16 protein-coding genes and 2 pseudogenes are annotated in these 23,698 nt (G+C 69.7%); 14 read left to right on the top strand and 4 right to left on the bottom strand.

Annotated features, from left to right (window positions below):
• Positions 1-12 precede the first annotated feature (12 nt).
• Positions 13-1,170: a permease gene (locus IEY95_RS10540; protein WP_189186004.1), complete on the bottom strand. Its 1,158-nt coding sequence runs from the start codon at positions 1,168-1,170 to the stop codon at positions 13-15.
• A 422-nt stretch (positions 1,171-1,592) separates the two neighbouring features.
• On the opposite strand from IEY95_RS10540, the gene IEY95_RS10535 reads away from it, so the two are divergent.
• Both IEY95_RS10535 and IEY95_RS10530 read left to right on the top strand, forming a co-directional pair.
• On the top strand, positions 1,593-1,769 hold the full coding sequence (locus IEY95_RS10535; RefSeq protein ID WP_189185670.1) for a hypothetical protein: 177 nt from the start codon (positions 1,593-1,595) through the stop codon (positions 1,767-1,769).
• 80 nt (positions 1,770-1,849) lie between these two features.
• Positions 1,850-2,332 (top strand): GNAT family N-acetyltransferase, encoded by a 483-nt coding sequence (locus IEY95_RS10530; RefSeq protein WP_189185669.1) that lies wholly within the window; start codon positions 1,850-1,852, stop codon positions 2,330-2,332.
• Positions 2,333-2,381: 49 nt separating this feature from the next.
• Here IEY95_RS10530 and IEY95_RS10525 read toward each other — a convergent pair whose 3' ends face one another.
• Positions 2,382-3,725: an amidase gene (locus IEY95_RS10525; RefSeq protein ID WP_189185668.1), complete on the bottom strand. Its 1,344-nt coding sequence runs from the start codon at positions 3,723-3,725 to the stop codon at positions 2,382-2,384.
• A gap of 268 nt (positions 3,726-3,993) precedes the next feature.
• On the opposite strand from IEY95_RS10525, the gene IEY95_RS10520 reads away from it, so the two are divergent.
• The 3 genes and pseudogenes from IEY95_RS10520 to IEY95_RS10510 form a co-directional block, all read left to right on the top strand.
• Positions 3,994-6,387 (top strand): alpha-L-fucosidase, encoded by a 2,394-nt coding sequence (locus tag IEY95_RS10520; RefSeq protein ID WP_189185667.1) that lies wholly within the window; start codon positions 3,994-3,996, stop codon positions 6,385-6,387.
• Positions 6,388-6,982: 595 nt separating this feature from the next.
• Positions 6,983-7,607: pseudogene (locus IEY95_RS10515) on the top strand (RNA-guided endonuclease InsQ/TnpB family protein); the annotation flags it as partial.
• A 151-nt stretch (positions 7,608-7,758) separates the two neighbouring features.
• Positions 7,759-8,106: pseudogene (locus IEY95_RS10510) on the top strand (family 20 glycosylhydrolase); the annotation flags it as partial.
• Between the two features lie 14 nt (positions 8,107-8,120).
• Here IEY95_RS10510 and IEY95_RS10505 read toward each other — a convergent pair.
• Positions 8,121-9,206, bottom strand: coding sequence for a LacI family DNA-binding transcriptional regulator (locus tag IEY95_RS10505; RefSeq protein ID WP_189185666.1), 1,086 nt, complete (start codon positions 9,204-9,206; stop codon positions 8,121-8,123).
• A 221-nt stretch (positions 9,207-9,427) separates the two neighbouring features.
• Between IEY95_RS10505 and IEY95_RS10500 the strand changes: the two genes are divergently transcribed.
• From IEY95_RS10500 to IEY95_RS10475, 6 genes are read left to right on the top strand one after another with little or no spacing between them, the layout of a single operon-like run.
• On the top strand, positions 9,428-10,717 hold the full coding sequence (locus IEY95_RS10500; RefSeq protein WP_189185665.1) for an ABC transporter substrate-binding protein: 1,290 nt from the start codon (positions 9,428-9,430) through the stop codon (positions 10,715-10,717).
• A 6-nt stretch (positions 10,718-10,723) separates the two neighbouring features.
• Positions 10,724-11,674, top strand: coding sequence for a carbohydrate ABC transporter permease (locus IEY95_RS10495; protein ID WP_189185664.1), 951 nt, complete (start codon positions 10,724-10,726; stop codon positions 11,672-11,674).
• Entirely contained in the window at positions 11,671-12,576 is a 906-nt protein-coding gene (locus IEY95_RS10490) for a carbohydrate ABC transporter permease (RefSeq protein WP_189185663.1), read from the top strand. The genes IEY95_RS10495 and IEY95_RS10490 overlap by 4 nt, the downstream gene beginning before the upstream one ends.
• A gap of 34 nt (positions 12,577-12,610) precedes the next feature.
• Positions 12,611-13,843 (top strand): glycoside hydrolase 5 family protein, encoded by a 1,233-nt coding sequence (locus IEY95_RS10485; protein ID WP_189185662.1) that lies wholly within the window; start codon positions 12,611-12,613, stop codon positions 13,841-13,843.
• 56 nt (positions 13,844-13,899) lie between these two features.
• Positions 13,900-15,906 carry an endo-beta-N-acetylglucosaminidase gene (locus IEY95_RS10480; protein WP_189185661.1) on the top strand — a complete coding sequence of 669 codons (2,007 nt, stop codon included), beginning with the start codon at positions 13,900-13,902 and terminating at the stop codon, positions 15,904-15,906.
• Positions 15,907-15,935: 29 nt separating this feature from the next.
• The gene (locus IEY95_RS10475; RefSeq protein WP_189185660.1) at positions 15,936-18,953 is read left to right on the top strand and encodes an alpha-mannosidase; all 3,018 of its coding nucleotides are present in this window, start codon (positions 15,936-15,938) and stop codon (positions 18,951-18,953) included.
• Between the two features lie 250 nt (positions 18,954-19,203).
• Here the strand turns inward: IEY95_RS10475 and IEY95_RS10470 are convergent, their stop codons facing one another.
• Positions 19,204-19,902 carry a FadR/GntR family transcriptional regulator gene (locus tag IEY95_RS10470; protein WP_189185659.1) on the bottom strand — a complete coding sequence of 233 codons (699 nt, stop codon included), beginning with the start codon at positions 19,900-19,902 and terminating at the stop codon, positions 19,204-19,206.
• A gap of 195 nt (positions 19,903-20,097) precedes the next feature.
• Here IEY95_RS10470 and IEY95_RS10465 point away from each other — a divergent pair, with 195 nt between their 5' ends.
• From IEY95_RS10465 to IEY95_RS10455, 3 genes are read left to right on the top strand one after another with little or no spacing between them, the layout of a single operon-like run.
• Entirely contained in the window at positions 20,098-21,174 is a 1,077-nt protein-coding gene (locus tag IEY95_RS10465; protein WP_189185658.1) for a sugar ABC transporter substrate-binding protein, read from the top strand.
• Entirely contained in the window at positions 21,171-22,664 is a 1,494-nt protein-coding gene (locus IEY95_RS10460; protein WP_189185657.1) for a sugar ABC transporter ATP-binding protein, read from the top strand. Before IEY95_RS10465 ends, IEY95_RS10460 begins: the two co-directional genes overlap by 4 nt.
• Complete coding sequence (locus IEY95_RS10455) at positions 22,657-23,691, top strand: ABC transporter permease (protein ID WP_189185656.1); 1,035 nt, start codon at positions 22,657-22,659, stop codon at positions 23,689-23,691. Before IEY95_RS10460 ends, IEY95_RS10455 begins: the two co-directional genes overlap by 8 nt.
• Positions 23,692-23,698 lie beyond the last annotated feature (7 nt).

Here is a 23,698-nt window from a genome sequence, read left to right as displayed (position 1 = left end):
GCACACCCGTGTTCAGTGCCGGTGGTGCTGGTCCGCCGGTTCCGGCGCCCCGCCCATCATCCGCAGCATGGCCGGCCCTCCCGTACGCAGGAATCGCCCCACCAGAGCGGCCGCCACCAGCAGGAAGGCGATGTTCAGCCAGGTCGTGTAGTTCCAGGAGACGCCCTCCATGGGGATCTGCGCGTCGGCCTGGTCGGGGATGAGCCCGAGGCCGCCGAAGACGAACTCCACGAGGTATCCGGCGAGCACGATGGCCGCGTAGAAGGTGACCAGCAGGAAGACGGTCATGCGTGGCCCGTAGTACTTCCGGTAGATGTTGAGGATCGGCAGGATCAGCAGGTCCGCGAAGATGAACGCGACCACGCCGCCGAAGCTGATGCCGCCCTTCCAGAGGACCACGGCCAGCGGCACGTTCCCGATGGAACAGACGAACGAGGCGATCGCCACCAGTGGTCCGACGAGCGGGCCGACCAGCTTCGCGGCGAGGGGATGGCCGTCCAGGAAGAGTGAGCCCCAGAACGCGTCGGGCACCCAGGCCGCGATCGCGCCCGCGATCAGCAGACCGATCACCAGGTCGCGCAGGATCGCCGCCCACTCCATGACGAAGACGTGCGAGACCGAGGTGAAGCCGTCGCCGGAGAGCAGCCGCCGCAGGAACGGCCCTTTCGCCTGGATTGACATGTCCATGGCCGCATGCCCCTCCATGGACCCGGCGACGCCGCGCTCCGCCTGCTCCCGGGCCTGCCGCAGCAGCCGCTCGCGCAGAAGGAGCCGGAACAGCAAGGCCAGCAGCACGATCATGGCCGGTCCGCCGACGAATTCCGCGAGCGTGAACTGCCAGCCCATCAACAGGGCAAGGATCACGCCGAGTTCGACCACCAGGTTGGTCGAGGCGATCTCGAAGGCCATCGCCGCCGTGAAGTCCGCGCCCTTGCGGAACAGTGAGCGCGCGAGCGCGACGGCCGCGTACGAGCAGGACGAGGACGCCGCTCCGAACCCGGCGGCGAGCGCGAGTGTCCGGGGGTGGTCGTCGCCGAGCAGCCGGACCACCGTCGTCCGCCGCACCACCGCCTGGACCACGGCGGACAGGCCGAAGCCGAGGATCAGCGCCCAGGTGATCTCCCAGGTCATCGATCCTGTGAGGGACAGTGCGTGCAGGATCGCGTGCATCGGTTCGACTCTCTCCCGGTCGGTGGGATCAGGCATGACCCGTGGACGGTTCAGTGACCCTGCCCACGGTCGGTATTGAGCCGAATGGGCGGCGTCGAACAGGGCATCGTGTTTCAAATCGCCGCAGATCGGGGCCTGATGGGCGCTGGGCGACTCGAGACAGTAACCTCTTGTTTTCAGCCCCATCGAGCGGGCACCCGCTCATTTGGTTACCCTGTACCAGACGGACAGCTTTTCTGGGTTCCACCCACACCCACGGTCCGTCCCGGGACATGCCGGTCACCACGGCCTGCTCTCATACGAGTTACCGGCGCCACCGCGTCCTCTCACTGCCTTCGACTCAGACCCGAGCGGGCGTCAGGCGACCGGAGCGCACCGGCCCTGTACGTCCCGAGGGTGACCCGACACATAAGGAGTGCGCGGTGACACCGGAGAAGACGAATCGCGATCAGCGCCCCAAGGAACGCACGGAGCGTGCGGGCCGTGGGCCCGAGAAGGAGCTCGGCAGCCTGGACGTGTGGGCCAGGTCCGCCCCGATCCGTCTCGCGGGCTACGAGGACGACCTCGCCGAGCCCCACATCCTGCCCAGCGTCGACTGACCGAGCAGGAACCATCGCGATCGACCCCCGGTAGGACCCATCGCGATCGCTGACGGCATGGGCGTGTGAGAATCGCGCCCATGCTGATCAGAGAAGCCGAGACCGACGACTGGCCGCGGATCTGGCCTTTCTGGCACCGGATCGTCGCCGCCGGCGAGACCTACGCCTGGGACCCGGACACCTCCGAGGAGGCCGCCCGCGCCCTGTGGACGGGCCCGGGAAAGCAGGTGTACGTCGCCGAGGACGACACCGGAGCGATCGTCGGCTCCGCCTACGTCACCCCGAACTACGGCGGTCCCGCCGCCCGGATCGCCAACGCCGGATTCATGGTCGACCCGGAGCGGTCCGGACAGGGCATCGGCCGTGCACTGGCCGAACACATCCTCGCCGTGGCGAAGGCCGACGGCTATCGGGGCATGGTGTTCAACGCCGTCGTGGAGACCAACCCGGCCGTCACGCTGTGGACTTCGCTCGGCTTCACCATCCTGGCTACCGTGCCGGCGGCGTACGAGCACCCGCGGCACGGGCTGGTGGGGTTGCACATCATGTACCGGGCGCTCTGACCGGGACGAGCGAGACTCCCTGCCCGGCTCTCTCCTCCAGCGAGGCCGTTCACTGGTCGAGCGGTGCCGTACGTCGCCAGGGGCGCAGCTCCTCCAGCTGTCCCGCCACTTCCAGGAGAGCCGATTCGGTTCCCGGACGGCCGACGAGCTGTACGGCGCACGGGGCGCCGTTCGGCAGGGTCCCGAACGGCACCGACATCGCGGGCCAGCCAGTCAGGTTCCACGGCGGAGTCAGTGGCGAGTAGTTCGTGTTGACGACCAGGTTGCGCAGCCAACCCCGCTCGTGCCAGGCCGTGGCGGCGGGCCCGCGGCGGGCGAGCGCCGGGGTGAGGAGCATGTCGTGCTCCTCGAAGAACGGCTCCAGGCGCCCCCGCAGCTGCTCGCGGCGCTCACCCTTGCGGACGCCGGCCAGGAAACGGCGACCGACGGCGGCGTGCACCCGGGTGCGCCGAGTGAGCCGGCGCGGATCGAGGTCCTCGGCGTCCACCGCCGTGCCCGCCGTCCAGTGCGCGAGCGAGGTCGTGCTCAGCCAGAGCGGGTACGGCGGCTCGGCGGGCCGCACCTGATGGCCCGCCCCGGCCAGCAGCGCGGCCGCTGCCCGGGCGGCGGCCGTATACGGACGGCTGACGCTCACGCCGGCCAGCGGGCTGCGCACGGAGAGGGCGACCTTCCGGGTGACGGTCTCCGAGGGGCGTATCACCTCGGCGTCCGCGAGGACCGAGAACATCAGCCGCGCGTCCTCGACCGTGGTCGCCAGCGGACCGTTCTCCGACATGCCGAACCAGTCGCCGTGACCGATCCCGGCGGGCACCACGCCGTGGCCCGGCTTCAGGGTGACGAGACCGCAGTTGGCGGCCGGGATGCGCAGTGAGCCCATCCCGTCGTTGCCGAGCGCGATCGGCACCATTCCGGCGGCGACCGCGGCCGCGCTGCCGCCCGACGAACCGCCGGCCGTGCGGGTCAGGTCCCACGGGTTGCGGGCGGTGCCGTGCACGCCGTCCGTGGTGCCGAAGACACAGAGCTCGGGCACATTGGTGAGGCCCACGACGACGGCGCCCGCCGCACGCAGCCGGGCCACGGTCACGTGGTCGTGGTCGGCGGGCGTGTCCGGGGTCGCGGCGGAGCCGTTGCGGTTCGACTCGCCGCGCACCGGCAGGTTGTCCTTGACCGCCACGGGCACGCCCGCGAGGGGAAGTTCGTCGAGATTCCTCGTGGCCAGCTCGTCGGCCTCGGCGAGGGCCGCCTTCGCCCGCAGGGTGCGGAAGGCGCCGACGCGGCTGTCGAGCCGCTCGATCCGCTCGAGGTGTTCGGCCACCACTTCGCGGGGCGTGGCCCGCTTCGCACGTACGGCTGCGGCGATCTCGACGGCGGTCCGGCCGACCCAGGTGGTCACGGGCGCTCCTTGTCGTACTCGGTGGTCCTCGTGGTCGTACTCGCGAGTAGTACGAGGAGCACTCTGCCCGGGGGTGGGGTGCCGCGTCGAGAGCTCGCCTGCTCGGACATTCGGTGCGGTCCTCTTGGACTTTCGTGTGAGGGCTGTCCGGTATCTCCCCAGAGCGAGAGATCATCCGATCACTGGCTCAACTTCTTTGACTGCAGGCCCCATTGACAGCGTTTCGCGGCCGCTCAATCATCAGACCTCCGATGAATGGGAGCCGCTCATGAGTATGCGTCCAAGACGACAGGTACTGGGAGCCGCGGCCGGAGCCGCCGTCGCGGCCACTCTTCCCCTCGCCGCCCCGGCCGAAACGCGGGCCGGGGCGGCAGCCGGAGCGCGGGCAGGGACCGCGTCCGCAGTGCGGGCCGGCACCGCCGCAGAGCAGCAGGGCCCGTGGGTGCCCGTCCCCGACCCGATAGCCGTGCCGCTCGACGCCTACCTCGACAACGACGGCATCGACACCGCCGCGGCGCGCGGCGGGAACTTCGACGGCTCGGGCTACACGTTCCCGGGCGAGGAACTCCCCGCCGGACAAGTGGAGGTCGACGGGATCTCCTTCCTCTTCCCGTCGTCCGCCGCGGGCGCCAAGAACAACGTGGTGGCCATGGGGCAGCGCATCGATCTGCCCAAGGGCCGTTACCTGTCGGCCCTCTTCCTCACGGCGGGCAGCTACGGCAACGCTTCCGGCAAGGCCACGGTCCACTACGCCGACGGCTCGACCACCAGTGCCGGGCTGGGCGGCGCGGACTGGTACTCGGCGGGCGGCTCGCTCTCGGCCACGTACCGCTACAAGCCGGACGGCACCAAGGACGAGCACAGCGTCGGTATCGGCACGGCGGAGGTCTGGATCGACCCGCGGCGGGACGCGGTCGCCTTCACCCTGCCGGTCGTCAACCCGGCCGAGGAGAACAAGACGTCCCTGCACGTCTTCGCCCTGTCCCTGCAACCGGCCGCCCAGGGACGTGCGCTGGCCCTGCGGGACGCGCACTCGACCTTCTCCCTGTTGGAGTCGAGCGGCGCCCAGGGCGTCGAGGCCACGGTCGTCAACGCGGGCACGGTCGCCGTCCTCGCCGGTGACCGTGTGTCGGTCGGCGTGGACGTGCCGGGCGCCCGCACCGTCGAGCCCGCGCCGGTGACCCGCCTCGACCCGGGCGAGCAGGCCCGCGTCCGTATCGGCATCCGCAACCGCGTCGGCACGGCACCCGGCACCGCACAGGACGGCAAGGTGGTCGTCAGCGGACGCGGCGGGCACGTCACCTCCAGCAGCCGCAAGCTGACCCTGGGGATCCCCGACTACCGGCCGACCGAGGAGTCCCTCTCCGGTCACCAGGCGCCCTACTGGTTCCAGCGCGCCAAGTTCGGCATCTTCATCCACTGGGGCGTCTACTCCGTGCCCGCCTGGTCCCCGGTCGGCAAGCAGTACGCCGAGTGGTACTGGAACCACATGCAGAGCCCGGACAACGCGGTGTACGCGTACCACCGGGAGAAGTACGGGGAGGCCTTCGCCTACGACGACTTCATCCCGATGTTCACGGCGAAGAGGTTCGACCCGCGGGCGTGGGTGGAGCTGTTCCGGGACGCGGGTGCCCAGTACCACGTCCTGACCTCGAAACACCACGAGGGTTTCGCCCTGTGGGACACCAAGGTCGCCGATCGCAACGCCGTGAAGATGGGCCCGAAGCGGGACCTGATCCGTGAACTCTTCGACGCCTCCAAGCAGTTCACGCCCGAGCTGCACCGCGGGCTGTACTTCTCCATGCCCGAGTGGTTCAACCCGGACAACCCGTGGATGGGCCACGCGCCGCGCAATCCGTACACCCTGGCGCCGGTTCCGTACACCGGATACACCGCGGGCAAGGACTATGTGAAGGACTACCAGGCCCCGCAGATGCTGGAGCTGATCCACGGCTACGACCCGTCCGTCCTGTGGTGCGACATCGGCGGGGCGAACGACAGCGTTCATGTGCTCGCCGAGTACTTCAACCACGGCAAGAACCGGCCGATGCCGTACGAGGTGACCGTCAACAACCGCTCCGGCATCGGCTTCCACGACTTCACGACCCCCGAGTACACGACGTACGAGAACACCGTCGTCGCGAAGTGGGAGTCCAGCCGGGGCCTCGACCCGTTCAGCTACGGCTACAACCAGGCGACGCCCGACGCCGAGTACATGACCGCCGAGGAAGTCGTCCGCAGCCTGGTCGACATCGTGTCGAAGAACGGCAACTTCCTGCTGGACATCGGTCCGCGCGCGGACGGCACGATCCCGGAGATCATGCAGACCCGGCTGCGGGAGACCGGCCGGTGGCTGAAGACCAACGGCGAGGCGATCTACGACACCACGTACTGGTCGCGCATGGCCCAGCTCGGCGAGGACCTGCGGTTCACGGTCCGGCAGAACAAGGCCTTCTACATCCACTCGCTGACCACGCCCGGCAGCAAGCTGACCGTCGAGGCGCCGGTGCCGATCCGCAGCGGGGACAAGGTCACGATGCTGGGCCACGACCGGCCGCTGACCTGGACGGTGAGCAACGGCTCGCTGGTGATCGACGTCCCGGAGGCGGCCCGCAGGTCCGGCCGGTACGTGTGGGTGTTCAAGGTGGAGTGGCATGCCTGACACGCGTAGGGGATGATCCCGGCTCATCGGTGTCGCGGCGGCTGTGCTGCTGTTCGCCGCGCCCCTCCCGGCGGCGGCAGACACGGAGCCGTCCGCGCCCGTCACGGTCCCGTCCCTCGCCAACTGGAGTGCGGAGCAGGGAAGTTACATCTTCGACCGGGGTTCGCGCATCGTCGCGCGGGACTCCAGCTCCTCGCCCAGGGGGGACCGCCTGCCCGGCGGACGCACGGCCGCAGTCCCCCAGTACATGGAGCGCGGCGTCGGCGTCTGCGCCTGCGACCGGGATTCATTCGCGGTGCATCGGTCTTCGGGACTCCGTTGGGAAAGGGACGAATCGCTGGCCATGGTGGTCACTTTGGCTCACGGACCCGCAGGTCAAGTGATCCACTCCCAGCTGGAGTGCGAGCCGGAATGCCCGCCCTGTCCTATTGCCAACGGAGTCCTTCAGGCTGGTGGTGAAGCGAATCCGGTGGTGGCGGCGCGGAGCGTCGCGGTGTCTGGCCCGGTGGAGTCGGATGACGCCTGTCCGGGACGGTGACGGATCGTTCACATGTTCCCGATGGTGGCGGGCCGGGCTCATTCGTACGATCGCCGCATGCAGCTTCGGTACCGTTTCCGCCTGTACCCGCAACCGGGCCAACGCATCGCGCTGGCCCGGGCGTTCGGGTGCGCGGGTGGTCTTCAACGACGCGGTGCGCGCCCGCGAGGACGCCCGTAGGGCGGGCCGGTCGTTCCCGAAGGCGGCCGAACTGTCGAAGAGACTGATCACGCAGGCCAAGCGGACAGCAGAACGCGCCTGGCTGGGCGAGGTGTCGGCGGTGGTGCTCCAGCAGTCCCTGCGGGACGCGGAGAGTGCGTACCGCAACTTCTTCGCCTCCCTCCAGGGGGAGCGCAAGGGTTCGGGGATGGGGGCGCCCCGGTTCAAGTCCCGCAAGGATGCCCGGCAGTCGATCCGGTTCACCGCGAACGCCCGCTGGTCGATCACGTCGGCAGGACGGCTGAACCTGCCGAAGATCGGCGAGGTGCGGGTGATGTGGTCGCGTACCCTGCCCGCCGTGCCGTCCTCGGTGACCGTGATCAAGGACGCGGCCGGGAGGTACTTCGCCTCCTTCGTCATCGACACCGACCCAGCGACCGACCTGGAGCGGATGCCCGACAGCGACGCCTCGGTCGGCATCGACCTGGGGCTGACTCACTTCGCGGTCCTCTCTGACGGCACGACGTGGAGCGCCGGTAAGACCAGAATCCGTTCTGGCACGACGCGGTGAAGCAGGAAGCCGTGGAAGCCCGCCCGATGCCCGTGCCGCGTAGCGGCACAGCACCGAGCGAGCAGGCCGGAATCGCCCTCTTTCAGGAGGGCGGGCAAGTCAATACACCAAGGACGAGATACGCCGACTCGTCGCCCTCGGCGAGAAGTGCCACGTCGAGATCATCCCGGAGATCAACTCCCCGGGCCACATGGACCTTTGGATCGAGAACCGGCCGGAGCTGCAACTGACCGACTCCGACGGCAACAAGCAGCCCGCCCGCCTCGACATCACCGAGCCGGAGGCCTTCGCCTACTACACGAGCCTCATCGACGCGTACGCGCAGGTGTTCAAGGCGTCCTCATGGCGCATGGGCGCCGACGAGTACATGCCCGGCTCCGACTTCGCCAAGTACCCGCAGATCCTCGCCTACGCGCAGGCGAAGTACGGGGCGAATGCGACACCCCAGGACCGCTGCTCCGCAGCTCAAGGGGTGGACGTCGCCGCGACGTCCACCCCGTGGGTTCTCATGCCCCCGCAGGGCCCCGTGCTGTCCCGCTCGATCAACCGCGGCACCGGCACCTGCACCGTCCGCGCCGGGCCGCCGTCCAGCAGCGCGATCAGCTCCCGTGCCGCCGTGCGGCCGAACTCCACGGTGTCGCGGGAGAGTGCCGACAGCCAGGGCTTGACCATGCGGCACAGGGCGGAGTCCTCCCAGGCCACGACGGACACATCGCCCGGCACCGAGAAGCCCAGTTCCGTCGCGGCGGCGACCCCGGCGACGGCCATCACGTCGTTGTCGTAGACCAGCGCGGTGGGTGGTGTGCCGCTCTCCAGGACGCGGCGTGTGACGGCCGCACCCTCCGCGTCCGAGTAGTCGGTCGGCACCGAGCGCACCTCGGTCAGACCCCGCCGCTCGGCCTCCGCGCGCAGGGTGCGGATCCGGCGCTCGGTGTGGGCGAGGCCCGGCAGGCCCGCGATGTGTACGATCCGGTGATGGCCGAGCGCGTGGAGCTCGTCCACGACCGCGGCCATCGCGCCCGCGTCGTCCGCCCAGACGACGGACAGCCCGGGATGCCGGGCGTCCGGCGCACCGCCGGTCACCACGGCGGGCAGGCCCAGCTCGTCGAGAAGATCCGGACGTGGATCGTCGACGCGCGGGTCCACGACCATCACGCCGTCCACACGGTGCTCGGCCCACCAGCGCCGATAGACCGCGCACTCCGCGTCCACGTCCTCGACCACCTGGAAGAGCAGGCCGAGGTGACGTTCCGCCAGCACTTCCTGGATGCCGGAGATCAGCTGGAGGAAGAACGAGTCCACACCCAGCGTGTCGGCGGGGCGTGCGACGACCAGACCGACCGTGGCCGCACCCTCGCCGGACAGTTGGCGGGCCGCCGTACTCGGCCGCCAGCCCAGCTGCTCGGCGACGCGGCGGACCCGGTCGCGGGTGACCTCGGAGACTCCGGGCCGGTCGTTGAGCGCGAAGGAGACCGCGCTCTGGGAGACCCCGGCGCGCCGCGCGATGTCCTTCATCGTCGGCCGGCGCGCGGGAGACCGCTTGGCTGGCATGTTGGCTCCCCTTTTCTCCGAGCTGAGCACTAATGCGCTTGAGTGGTGGCACCCTAAAGCGCATTAGTCGTGATCTGCAAGTCTCCTTGGACACGGCCTTGACCTGCACTAATGCTGTGCGAATTTAATTAGCTGGAACGAATCCATTGACTTTCCGCGAGCGCGGCGGGCAAGGTCGCTGGCGCCATCACTCGCCGACGCCGCAAGGGAGCCGTGTCACCGTGCCCATACCCCGCAGAGCACTTGTCGCCGCCGCCGTCGCCCTCGTCCTGCCGCTGAGCGCCTGCGGCTCGGGTGACGACGGCGGCGGCTCGACGGACGCCTCCGGCAAGGTCGAGGGCGACATCACCTTCCAGACCTGGAACCTGAGGGCCAACTTCAAGCCGTACTTCGAGGGCGTGATCGCCGACTTCGAGAAGAAGTACCCCGGCACCCATGTGAAGTGGATCGACCAACCTGCCGAGGGCTACGCCGACAAGATCAGCGCGGACGCGGCGGGCGGCACCCTGCCGGATGTCGTCAACGTCTCCCCGGACCTGGTCGCGCCGCTGGCCAAGGCGGGCCTCGCGCTCGACCTCGACAAGGCGGCCGCGCAGTACAAGAAGGAGTACCTGGACGGTGCCTGGGCAAGCCACCAGATCCCGGGCATGACGGGGACGTACGCCTTCCCCTGGTACCTCAACACCGGCCCGCTGTTCTACAACAAGTCCCTCTTCAAGGAAGCCGGACTCGACGCCTCCAAGCCGCCGACGACGTACGACGAACTCTTCGCCGACGCCCTGCAGTTGGCGAAGAAGAGCAACGGCAAGGTCGCCACGCTCGCCAACGTGCCCACCATCGAGGACTTCGGCCGCTACGGCGTCGAGCTGATGAACAAGGAGGGCACCGGCTTCGCCTTCAACGACGCCAAGGGGGTCGAACTCCTCACCAAGTACAAGGAGTTGTACGACGCCAAGGCGCTCGACCCGCAGGCGCTGACCGCGACCCCGGAGTCGTCCGGCAAGAAGTTCCTCACCGAGGCCGTCGCCATGAACCCGGGCAGTGCCCTGGACCTCGGCAACTTCAAGAAGCAGGCGCCGAACCTGTACAAGAACATCGGCATCACGGACCAGATCACCAGCACCGGCAAGGTGAACATGTACGTGATGGGCGTGATGGTCAACTCGCGCACCAAGCGCACGCCGGCCGCGGTCGCCTTCGCGCACTACGTCACCGACGCCCAGAACCAGATGTCGTTCGCCAAGAAGGTGGCGATCTTCCCGAGCACCGCCGGATCGCTCGACGACCCGTACTTCAGCAAGGAGGACGGGACGGACGAGACGCGGGTGCGGATCGCGGCCGCCAAGTCCCTGAAGAACGCGGTCAATTACACGCCGGTCCTGTTCAGCGAGCAGATGAAGACCGCGCTGCGCAACGAGGTCGCCAAGGCGCTGCAGGGCAAGGAAAGCCCCAAGGCGGCTCTTGACAACGCTGTCAAGGCCTGCGACCGGCTCCTCCAGCAGCAGGGCTGATACGGCATGGCGAGTTCCACCACCGCTGCCGAAGTGCGGCGTCCGTCGAGGGCGCGGCGTCCGTCACGGGCGCCGCGCCCCCTGCGGGTGCGGCGCCATCTGCCCACCAGTCCCTGGCTGTTCGCCGCGCCCGGACTGGTGATCACCGGCGTGTTCATCCTGTACCCGTTCGTCTCCACGCTGGTCAACGCCTTCACCGACCGTCGGACCCTGATCCCCGGCAAGTTCGTGGGCCTCGCCAACTTCCGTGAGCTGCTGCACGACGACATGTTCTGGATCGGGCTGCGCAACAGCACGCTGTACGTCCTCGGGGTCGTCCCCGCGCTCGTCCTGCTGCCGCTGCTGCTCGCCCTGCTGGTGCAGAAGAACATCCCCGGGATCACCTTCTTCCGGTCGGCCTTCTACACCCCGGTCGTCGCGTCGATCGTGGTGGTCGGGCTCATCTGGGTGTGGCTGCTGGACGAACGCGGCCTGGTGAACTCGCTGTTGGAGACGATCGGCGTCGGCAGGGTCGGCTTCCTCAGCGACCAGTGGCTGCTCCTGCTGAGCGCCATGGCCGTCACGGTGTGGCGGGGCCTCGGCTACTACATGATCATTTATCTGGCGGCGCTGGCGAACGTGCCGCGCGAGCTGCACGAGGCCGCGATGGTGGACGGCGCCGGCGCGGTGCGCCGCTTCTTCACGGTCACCGTGCCCGCCGTGCGCTCCACGATGGTCCTGGTCGGGGCGCTCTCCTCGGTCTCCGCGTTCAAGGTGTTCTCCGAGGTCTACCTGATGGCGGGCCCGGACGGCGGTCCGGCAGGAGAGGACACCACCCTCGTGATGCTCGTCCAGCGCACCGGTACCGGTCTGACCGGCCGTGTCGGCTACGCCTCCGCCATCTCGGTGGTCGTTTTCGTCGTCACCGTCGTCCTGATGCTGCTGGTGCTGCGCGCCGACCGGAAGGAGGAGGCATGAGCGTCGCCGAGAAGACACGACCGGTGGAGCATCCGGTGGCCGCGCGGGATCCCCGTATCGCCGATGAGCACGGCCGCCGCATCCGCGCCTGGGAAGTCGCCCTGCGCTACCTGTTGCTGCTCGCCGTCCTGGCGCTGACGGTCGGACCGTTCCTGTGGCAGCTGTCGACGTCCCTCAAAGGGCCGCACGAGGACATCTTCAGCTCGCCGCCCAAGTTTCTGCCGAGCGAGCCGACTCTGCACAATTACCAGCGAGTCGCGGACACCATTCCGGTCTGGGACTACGCCTTCAACTCATTGAGGGTCGCCACCGCCAACGTCGTGACGAACTGCGTCGGTTCGGCGCTCGCGGGCTACGCCCTGGCCCGGCTGCGCTACCGAGGCCGACGCATCGCGACACTCGTCTTCATCCTGGCGATGCTCGTGCCCGCCGAGAGCATCATCATCGCCCAGTTCACGACCATGCGGGAACTCGGTCTGAACAACACGCTGATCGGTGTCGTGCTGCCCGCCTGCATCAGCGCCATGAACGTGCTGCTGATGCGCAACGCCTTCCTCAACCTCCCCTACGAGATCGAGGAGGCCGCCTTCGTCGACGGGGCGAACGCCTGGCAGCGGTTCCTGCGGATCGCGCTGCCGTCGGTGAGGGGCACGCTCGCCGTGGTCGCGATCTTCGCCTTCATGGGTGCCTGGGACGACTTCCTGTGGCCGCTGATCGTGCTCAGCGACCCGTCGAAGTTCACTCTCACCATCGGACTCAACTATCTGCACGGCACCTTCGCCAACGACGAACGGCTCGTCGCCGCGGGCACGATCATCGCCGTGGCGCCGCTGATCGCCCTCTTCGCCTGTCTGCAGCGGTACTTCTTCCGCGGCGTGGGCGAGGGCGCCGTCAAGGGCTGACCCCTCCCGTACTTCTGATTCGCAAGGACCCCCCATGCCCCCTGCCGTGCGCTTCGGCGTCAACTACACACCCAGTGAAGGGTGGTTCCACCACTGGCTCGACTTCGACCTCGACGCCGTGCGCGCCGATCTCGACTCGATCGCCGCGCTCGGCCTCGACCACATCCGGGTCTTCCCGCTGTGGCCCTACTTCCAGCCCAACCGTGCGCTGATCCGCCCGCGAGCCGTCGAGCAACTCGTCGCACTCGCCGACGCGGCCGCCGAACGCGGGCTCGACGTCAACGTGGACGGCCTTCAAGGGCACTTGTCGAGCTTCGACTTCCTGCCCGCGTGGACGCAGACCTGGCACCGGCGGAACATCTTCACCGATCCGGAGGTGGTCGAGGGGGAGGCCGCGTACCTGCGCACCCTCGCCGCGGCGCTCGCCGACCGGCCGAACTTCATCGGCATGACCATCGGGAACGAGGTCAATCAATTCGCCGCCGGGCCGCACCCCGACCCGGACCGCATCACCCCGGAGCAGGCGGGGGCCTGGCTTCGGCGTCTGCTCGACGCCTGCGAGGAGGGCGCCCCCGGCAAGCTGCATCTGCACGCCTCGTACGACGCCGCCTGGTACCAGGACGACCAGCCGTTCACGCCCGAGCACTCGGCCCGGCTCGGCGCGGTCACTGCCGTGCACTCGTGGGTGTTCAACGGGACGGCGCAGCGGCACGGTCGTACGGGCGTCGCCACCGAGCATCACGCCGCGTACCTCATCGAGCTGTCCAAGGCCTGGGCGGACGACCCGCACCGCCCGGTCTGGCTCCAGGAGGTCGGCGCCCCCGCCCCCCTGATCCCGGCCGAGCACGCGGCCGCCTTCACGGAGGCGACCGTGGCGAACGCCCTCGACTGCCCCGACGTGTGGGGCGTGACCTGGTGGTGCTCGCACGACGTCAGCCGTGACCTCGCGGACTTCCCCGAACTCGAATACAGCCTCGGCCTCCTGACGAGCGACCGGCGGACCAAGCCCGCCGGGGAGGCGATCGCCCGGATCGTCAAGGAGGGCCGGCCCCACGCGCCCGCCACGCGCACCACGGCGCTGGTCGTCGACGCCGGACCGGGCCGCTCCGTCTGTGCCCCCGGTGGCCCGGTCTTCGAGGCCTTCGCCCGGCTGACCGCCGACGGGGTCCGTCCCACCACCGTTCTCGCGAACCGCGCCGACGACAAGGAGCACCTCGCGGCCCGGGGCATCGACGAGGTCCTCACCCCTGATCAGGTCACCCAGTGACCGCAGGCACCACCGAAAGCACCGTAGTCCGTCCCCCCAACGATACGGAGCACACAGTGAACCTCAGCAGACGCACCGTCCTGCTCGCCGGAGCCGGCGTCGCCGCGGGGCTCGTCCCCGGCCTGTCGGGAACGGCGGCCGCGGCCACCCGCGACCTGCAGCCGTACGCCTCCTACTGGTATCCCGACTCGCTGCCCTCGGGCACCCCGGGCACGGGCATCACCTGGCGCAGCCTGAAGTCCTGGCGCGCCGAGAGCGACACGGACCTGGCGTTCAACGCGGCGTCCGTGCCGCTATCCGCGCGCTTCACTCCGACCCCCGCGAACACCACGGCCCGCTCCGGCCAGGCCCGCATCCAGTCCCTGGTCTCCTTCGGCCCCACGTCGAGCAACCCCTCGCAGGGCGCGGCCACCGCCGACTACTACGCCCTCACCCACTGGGCATACGTCGACGAGCTCGTCTTCTGGGGCGGCTCGTCCGGCGAGGGCCTGATCCTCGCGCCGAACGCGCCGATCGTGGACGCGGCCCACCGGCACGGCGTCCCCGTCCTCGGCAATGTCTTCCTGCCACCCGTCGCCTACGGCGGCCAACTCCAGTGGACCCGCGACCTGGTCCAGAAGGATTCCACCGGCCACTATCCGCTCGCCGCGCAGCTCGTCGCCGTCGCGGCCGCGTACGGCTTCGACGGCTGGTTCATCAACGCCGAGACCGGCGGCGGCAACGCCGCTCTCGCCACCGACATGCTCGGTTTCCTGCGCGAATTGAAGACACTGGGCACGGCCAAGGGCCAGCGCGTCACTTGGTACGACTCGATGACCGTGAACGGATCGGTGAGCTGGCAGGGAGCGCTGAACAACCAGAACAAGACCTTCTTCCAGGCCGCCGACTCCATGTTCATCGACTTCCGCTGGTCCAAGAGCAGTCTGGCGTCCTCCGGGACGACGGCCCAGCAACTCGGGCGCAGCCGCTACGCGTTGTGGGCGGGCGTCGACGTGGAGGCCAACGGCACGAACGCGTCGGTCAATTGGGACGCCATCGTGCCGACCACCAAGGCACACGTCACGTCCATCGGGTTCTACCGGCCCGAGTGGACTCGCAACCACCTCCCCGCGAACCGCACACCCGGCGACTTCCACGCCGCCGACGACACGTTCTGGACCGGCGCCTCGCTCGACCCCGCAAAGCCGGACACGACGGCCTCTTGGCGCGCCCCCGCCGTCTCCGTCGCCGACCGTTCGACGGTCACCGCCGTGCCCTTCGCCAGCTCCTTCAACACGGGCCACGGACTGAAGTGGTACGAGAACGGCAAGGTCACCTCGGACACCGCCTGGAACCATCTGGGCCTTCAGGACCGGCTGCCGTCCCGCCGCTGGGTCGTCCGCACCACCGGCGGGCGCCCCTCCGTCGGCTTCGACTTCGCCGACGCCTGGCGCGGCGGCAGCAGCCTTCTGGTCGACGGCGCCCTCGACGCGCCGACCACGCTGGACCTGTACGCGACGCGGCTGCCGCTCGGCGCGGACACGGTGGTCGAGCTGACGCATCGTACGGATGCGGGCAGCGCGTCCCTGGAGCTGGCCGTCTCCACTGCCGAGCCGAGCGCCGCGGGTGGCGCGCCGCCCTACACCTACTTCCCCGTGACCGCGACCCCGGGCAACGGCTGGAAGACGTCCACCGTCCGGCTCGCTGGTCTGTCGGGGAGCGTGCGCGCGATCGGCGTCCGGCTGACCGCCACCGCCGGGCCCGTCCGCTGGCGCCTCGGCGGACTCGCCGTCCGGGACGCGGTGGTGACCCCCGCCGCGCCCACCGACCTGCGCATCACCGACGCCGACGCAGGCAACCTGCGCTTCGCGTGGCAGGGCGCCCCCGGCCCCGTACGCCACTACGAGCTGTACCGGACGCTGCCCGACGGCACACGCCGCTTCCTCGGCGGCACCTGCCAGCGCGCGTTCTACGTCGGTGGTCTCGCCCCCGAGCAGGGTGAGCCGGCCGCGCGATTCGAACTGCGCGCGGTGGGGGAGCTGTTCAGCGTTTCGACGCCCGCCACGACCACCCACACCTGGTAGCTCGCACCCTCACCCCACGGAGCACTCTCATGCATGACGACCGCACCCTGGTCGAAGCCCGCCTCAAGCGCGTCCTCGACGAGCGCATACGCCCCGCCGTGTACCCCGAGTCCGTACCGCTGGACGTGGCGGTGTGGCACGCGCCCGGCGAGCCCGTGCCGGTCGCCGAAGGGCTCGCGGCCGCACCGGAGCCGATCGCGGTGGGCGCGCGCTGGGGCGCTCCGTGGGGCACCAGCTGGTTCCGGGTCACCGGGACCGTCCCCGAAGGCTGGGCCGGGAAGACCGTCGAGGCGATCCTCGACCTGGGCTTCGACGAGAACATGCCCGGCTTCCAGTGCGAGGGGCTCGTCTACCGGCCCGACGGCACCCCGGTGAAGGGCCTCAACCCGCGCAACCAGTGGGTGCGCATCGGCGCCCCGGTCGAGGGCGGCGAGGAGGTCCGGCTGCACATCGAGGCGGCCTCCAACCCGGTCATCCTGGACTACCACCCCTTCCTGCCCACGCAGTTGGGCGACAAGGAGACGGCGGGCAGTGAGCCGCAGTACCGGTTGGAACGCATGGACCTCGCGGTCTTCGACGAGACCGTGTGGCAGCTCGTCATCGATCTGGAGGTCCTCGGCGAGCTGATGGCCGAGCTCGCGGTGGAGTCGGCACGGCGCTGGGACATCCTGCGGGCCGTGGAGCGGGCCCTGGACGCGCTGGACCTCCAGGACGTGGGCGGCACGGCGGCCGCGGCCCGCGCGCGGCTGGCGGAGGTCCTGTCCGTGCCCGCCGTCCCCTCCGCCCACCGCATCAGCGCCGTCGGACACGCGCACATCGACTCGGCCTGGCTGTGGCCGCTGCGCGAGACCGTGCGCAAGGTGGCGCGTACGACCTCCAACATGACCGCCCTGATCGAGGACGAGCCCGACTTCGTCTTCGCCATGTCCCAGGCCCAGCAGTGGGCCTGGGTGAAGGAACACCGGCCCGAAGTGTGGGCACGGGTGAAGAAGGCGGTGGCCGACGGGCGGTTCGTGCCCGCGGGAGGCATGTGGGTCGAGTCGGACACGAACATGCCGGGCTCGGAGGCGATGGCCCGTCAGTTCGTGCACGGCAAGCGGTTCTTCCTCGACGAGTTCGGCATCGAGAACGACGAGGCGTGGCTGCCCGACACCTTCGGCTTCGCCGCCGGGCTGCCCCAGATCATCAAGGCGGCCGGTTCCAAGTGGCTGCTGACGCAGAAGATCTCGTGGTCGCAGACCAACAAGTTCCCGCACCACACCTTCCAGTGGGAGGGCATCGACGGCACCCGTATCTTCACGCACTTCCCGCCCGTCGACACCTACAACTGCTCCATGAAGGGCAGCGAAATCGCCCACGCCGCGAGCAACTTCAAGGACAAGGGCGTCGCCCGGCACTCCCTCGCGCCGACCGGCTGGGGTGACGGAGGCGGCGGCACCACGCGAGAGATGGTCGCCAAGGCGGGCCGGCTCCGCGACCTCGAAGGCTCCGCTACCGTGGTGTGGGAGACCCCCGAGAAGTTCTTCGAGAAGGCCGCGGCCGAATACCCCAACGCCCCTGTGTGGGTCGGCGAGTTGTACCTGGAGCTGCATCGCGCCACGCTCACCAGCCAGGCGAAGACCAAGCAGGGCAACCGCCGCAGCGAACACCTCCTGCGCGAGGCCGAACTGTGGGCGGCGACCGCGACCGTACGGACCGGATTCCCCTATCCCTACGAGGAGTTGGACCGCATCTGGAAGACGGTGCTGCTCCACCAGTTCCACGACATCCTGCCCGGGTCGTCCATCGCCTGGGTGCACCGGGAGGCGCGCCGGACGTACGAGAAGGTCGCCGAGGAACTGGACGGCATCATCGACGCGGCCCAGCGAGCGCTGGCCGGCGAGGGCTCGACGGCACTGCTGTTCAACTCCGCGCCGCACAGCCGGGAGGGTGTGCCCGCGGGCGGTGCCGGTACGCCCCTCGTCGAGGGTGAAGCCGCGCTCGCCCCGCGCGTGAACGGCGGCTACGTCCTCGACAACGGCCTGCTGCGCATCGAGATCGACCCGCGGGGGCTGGTCGTCTCGGCGTACGACCTCGGCGCCGGCCGCGAGACGATCGCCCCCGGACAGGCCGCGAACCTGCTGCAGATCCACCCCGACTTCCCGAACATGTGGGACGCCTGGGACGTCGACGAGTTCTACCGCAACACGGTCACCGATCTGGTGGACGCGGACGAGGTCGTGCCTGGTGAGGACGGCGTGTCGGTCCGGATCGTACGGTCCTTCGGCGCGTCGCGGGTCACCCAGGTGCTGTCGCTCGCGCCGGGCGAGCGACGGCTCGGCATCGACACCGAGGTGGACTGGCACGAGACCGAGAAGTTCCTGAAGCTCGCCTTCCCGCTCGACGTGCACGCCGACCGGTACGCGTCCGAGACCCAGTTCGGCCACTTCTACCGGCCGACGCACACCAACACGTCATGGGAGGCGGCCAAGTTCGAGGCGTGCAACCACCGGTTCGTGCACATCGAGGAGCCCGGCTGGGGCGTCGCCCTGGTCAACGACTCGACGTACGGCCATGACGTCACCCGGACCGTACGCGACACCGACTCCGGTACGACGACCACCGTGCGTGTCTCGCTGCTGCGTGCCCCGCGCTTCCCCGACCCCGAGACCGACCAGGGCGTCCACCGCTTCCGGCACGCCCTGGTGCCGGGCGCCGCGATCGGCGACGCGGTGCGCGAGGGGTGGCGGATCAATCTGCCGGAACGGCGGGTGACCGGTTCCCGGGAGGTCGCCCCGCTGGTGACCCTCGACCAGGACGCGGTCGCCGTGACGGCGGTCAAACTCGCCGACGACGGCAGCGGTGACGTGATCGTCCGCTTCCACGAGTCCCACGGCGGCCGTACCCGGGCCACGCTCACCGCGGGCTTCGAGGTCGCGGCCGTCACGGTGACCGACCTGCTGGAGCGGCCGCTCGCCGGGGCGGCGGCGCCGGGGCGGGACGGGGACCGGGTCACGGTGCCGCTGCGCCCGTTCGAGCTGGTGACGCTCAGGCTGAAGCGCGCCTGAGACGCGGCACGGTCCCCGGGCCCGCGGCGGCATGAGTCGCCGCGGGCCTCGCCGCGACGGGGGTTACGGTGAGCCCCGAGCCACCGGTGGCTGCGGACCTGCTACTGCGGGCGTGACGGCGAGTCTTGGGCGGTGGGTGGCTGCGGGCTTGCTTCGGCGGGCGTGACGCCGAGTCGTGGGCGTGGGGTGGCTGCGGACCCGCTACGGCGGGAGCGACCGCGAGCCCTGAGCCGTGAGTCGCGGCGGCCCCCTACGGGAGCTGGGTCCGCAGCCACTCCTCCACCTCACCCACATGCGCGGCCGCCGCCGCGCGTGCTGCCTCCGGGTCGTGGGCGACCAGCGCCCGGTGGATCGCCGCGTGCTCGCGCCGTGTGCGCTCGAAGGCGCCCTCCTCCTGGTAGCCGCGCCAGACGCGGGCCCGGAAGGTGCGTGAGGACAGGCCCTCCAGGATGGCCGCCATCGTGTCGTTGCCCGCGGCGGCCGCGATCTCGCGGTGGAAGGCCAGGTCGTGCGCGAGGATCTGCTCCGGATCGTCCGTCGCGTTCATCGCCGCCAGATGCTTCTCCACCTCGGCGAGCTGGTCGGGCGTGATGCGCGCGGCGGCCAGCGCGGTCGCCGTCGACTCCAGGATCCGGCGCAGCTCCAGCAGTTCGACCAGGCGTTGGCCACGCGAGAGATCGGCCACGACACCGAAGGTCTCAAGGAGGTCGCCGGCTTCGAGCTGCGTCACGTAGATGCCCGATCCGTGCCGGGCCTCCAGCACACCGAGGACCGTGAGCGCACGGATCGCCTCGCGCATCGAACTGCGCGAGATCCCCAGCTGGGCCGCCAGATCTCGCTCGGTCGGCAGCCGCTGGCCCGGCTCCAGTCGGCCCTCGCGGATCATCGCCTTGATCCGCTCGATGGCGCGCTGCGTCACGGTGCCCTTCTGCGGGGCCGGCTCGTCCACGCCACTTCCTCCTGTTTGTCGGGTGCGCCGCAGTCTAACGACCGGAGTGGTCGGACCACTATGGCTTGGAAGTAGGAAAATCTGGCGTCGGAGGGTGTTGTGAGGGGGAAGTGGTCTGATAAATATTCGTCCCGGTCGGAAGAGGGACCTCCGGCCACGCGTCCTGCTCGATCACGCTCGATGAGGAGCCGTCAGATGGCCGGCAGAACACTGCGGAACACGCGAATCTCGTCGCGGGCGGTACGTGCGGCGGCTGCGGCCGCCTGCGTGACCCTCGTGCTCACGGCATGCGGCAGCACCAAGGACACCGTCGCCTCGGGCGGCGGCGGAGGCGGCGGCACCGGCAAGGTCGGGGTGATCCTGCCCCTGCTGACCTCGCCGTTCTGGCAGTCGTACAACGACTACGTGCCCAAGATGGCGAAGTCCGAGGGCGTGGACGCGCTCAAGACCGTCAACTCCAACAGTGACCCGTCGCAGCAGATCACCGACATCAACAACCAGCTCAACCAGGGCGTGAAGGGCCTCGTAGTGGCTCCCCTGGACAGCGCCGCGATCGCCGCGGGCCTCGACCAGGCCGAGCGCAAGGGCGTGCCCGTGGTCGCCGTCGACGTGGCGCCCGAGAAGGGCAAGGTCGCCATGGTCGTACGGGCCAACAACGTCGCCTACGGCGAGAAGGCCTGCGAGTACCTCGGCAAGCAGATCAGCTCCGGCAAGGTCGTGCAGATCATGGGCGACCTGGCGTCGGTCAACGGCCGAGAGCGCTCGGAGGCCTTCCGCACCTGCGTGAAGAAGAACTACCCGAAGCTGAAGGTCCTGGAGATCCCCGCCAAGTGGGAGTCCGACACCGCGGCCTCCAAGCTGGACACCCTCCTGAACGCCAACCCCGACATCAAGGGCATCTACATGCAGGCGGGCGGCGTCTATCTCGCGCCCACCCTGCAGACCCTCAAGTCCAAGGGGATGCTCAAGAAGACCGGCCAGGCGGGCCACATCACGATCGTCTCGAACGACGGCATCCCGCAGGAGTTCGACGCCATCCGCAAGGGCGAGATCGACGCCACCGTCTCGCAGCCCGCCGACTCCTACGCCAAGTACGGCATGTACTACATCAAGGCCGCGATGCAGGGGAAGACGTTCAAGCCCGGCCCGACCGACCACGACTCCGAGATCGTCAAGCTGCCCAGCGGCATCCTGGAGGACCAGCTGCCCGCGCCGCTGGTGACGAAGGACAACGTGGACGACTCCAAGCTCTGGGGCAACACGGTCAAATGAGTACACCACTGGTGGAGGCGCGGGGGGTGGCCAAGCGGTACGGCCCCACCGTCGCCCTCCAAGACGGCCGACTCACCGTCCTGCCGGGCGAGTCGCACGCCCTCGTCGGCCGCAACGGCGCGGGCAAGTCCACCCTCGTCACCCTCCTCACCGGCCTCCAGGCCCCCGACGAGGGCACGGTCCGCTTCGACGGCGAGCCCGCGCCCGCGCTCGGCGACCGCGACGCCTGGCGCCGCAAAGTGGCCTGTGTCTACCAGAAGCCCACCGTCGTACCGGAGTTGACGGTCGCCGAGAACCTCTTCATCAACCGGCAGCCGGTGGGCCGGGGCGGCTTCATCAGCTGGCGCCGGCTGAAGTCCGAGGCGGCCGAGGTCCTGGAGACCTGGGATGTGCGGGTCGACCCGGACGCGCGGACCGCCGACCTCAAGGTCGAGGACCGGCAAATGGTGGAGATCGTCCGGGCGTTGAGCTTCGGCGCCCGGTTCATCGTTCTCGACGAGCCGACCGCACAGCTCGACAACCGTGAGATCGAGCGGCTCTTCACCCGTATGCGCGCACTTCAGGAGTCCGGCGTCACCTTCCTGTTCATCTCGCACCACCTCCAGGAGGTGTACGAGGTGTGCCAGACGGTGACGGTCCTGCGCGATGCCCGCTGGATCACCACCGCGCCGGTCGCCGAACTCCCGCGCCCGGCGCTGGTGGAGGCCATGGCGGGGGAGTCGATCGCCGAACACGCGGCCACACGCACGTCCGTGGCGGCGGACGCGCCGGTGCTGCTCGACGTCGAGGGACTGACCTCGGACGCGTACGACGGCATCGACCTCACCGTCCGCCGCGGCGAGGTCGTCGGTCTCGCCGGCTCCAGCGGCAGCGGCAAGATCGAGCTGGCCGAGTCCTTCGCCGGACTGCACACGCCGACCGGCGGCACCGCCCGACTCGACGGCGAGCGGCTCCCGTTCGGCGATGTGCAGGCCGCGCTCAAGGCGGGCGTCGGCTGTGTTCCGCGCGACCGGCACGACCAGGGTCTCGTCTCCGCGATGAGCATCGGCGACAACGCCACCATGAGCGTCCTGAAGCGGCTCGGCAGCTACGGGTTCATCGGCACCGACCGCAAACGCGGCTTCGCCACCGAGCTGATCGAACGACTCGACATCCACACCGAGGGCCCCGAGCAGCCGGTCTCCGACCTGTCCGGAGGCAATGCGCAGAAGGTCGTCATGGCGCGCGCCCTCGCCTCGGATCCGCGCCTTCTCGTCCTCATCAACCCCACCGCGGGCGTCGACGTGAAGTCCAAGGAGTCCCTGCTCTCCCGCATGGACAGCGCCCGCGAGGACGGCACCGCCGTGCTCGTCGTCTCCGACGAACTCGACGACCTGCGCCGCTGCGACCGGGTCCTCGTCCTCTTCCACGGCCGTGTCGTCGCCGAGCACCCGGCGGGCTGGCACGACCATGAGCTGATCGCCTCCATCGAAGGAGTGGACCATGGCTGACACGAAGGCCCCGTCGGCCTCGACACCTACCTCCGTGCGCATGCCCGACGCACATGCCGCCAAGACGGTGCTGCTCCGGCGGGCTCGCGAACTCGCCCTCGTTCCGGCCCTGCTGGTGCTTCTGGTGCTCGGCGCGATCGTCAACGACTCGTTCCTCACCGAGCGGAACCTGATTTCCATCCTGGGCGCCTCGGCGGCACTCGCGATGGTGGTCCTCGCCGAGGCGCTGGTGCTGATCACCGGCAAGATCGATCTGTCGCTGGAGTCGGTCGTCGGCATCGCGCCCGCCGTGGGCGCGCTGCTGGTGCTGCCCGCCGCGCAGTCCGGCTGGGGCACGGAATGGCCGGCCGCGCTCGCCCTCCTCGCGATCCTCGTCGTGGGCGGAGTCATCGGCGCCTTCAACGGCATCCTCGTGGTGAAGTTCAAGCTCAACGCCTTCATCGTCACCCTCGCCATGCTGATCGTGCTGCGCGGGCTGCTGGTCGGCGCCACCAAGGGCAAGACGCTGTTCGGCATGCCCGACGCGTTCTTCTCGCTGGCCACCACCACCTTCCTGCGCGTCCCGCTGTCGGTCTGGCTGGCCGCGGTCGCCTTCGGTGTCGCCGGGCTGATCCTCAAGTACCACCGGATCGGCCGCGCCCTGTACGCGATCGGCGGCAATGCGGAGGCGGCCCGTGCGGCCGGTATCCGCGTCGACCGGGTGGTGCTCGGGGTGTCCGTCGTCGCGGGCGTTCTCGCCTCCGTCGGCGGGATCATGCAGACCGGCTACGTGGGCGCCATCAGCGCCAACCAGGGCAACAACATGATCTTCACGGTGATGGCGGCGGCGGTCATCGGCGGCATCAGCCTCGACGGCGGCAAGGGCACCATGTTCGGCGCCCTCACCGGCGTGCTGCTGCTCGGCGTCGTACAGAACCTGCTCACGCTCGCCCAGGTGCCGTCCTTCTGGATCCAGGCCATCTACGGCGGAATCATCCTGCTCGCCCTGATGATCGCCCGACTGACCACCGGCCGCGCCCAGGACTGACCCCGCG

The sequence above is a fragment of the Streptomyces albiflavescens genome (assembly GCF_014645835.1).
GTDB lineage: Bacteria > Actinomycetota > Actinomycetes > Streptomycetales > Streptomycetaceae > Streptomyces > Streptomyces albiflavescens.
This window is presented reverse-complemented; position numbering and strand designations above follow the sequence as displayed.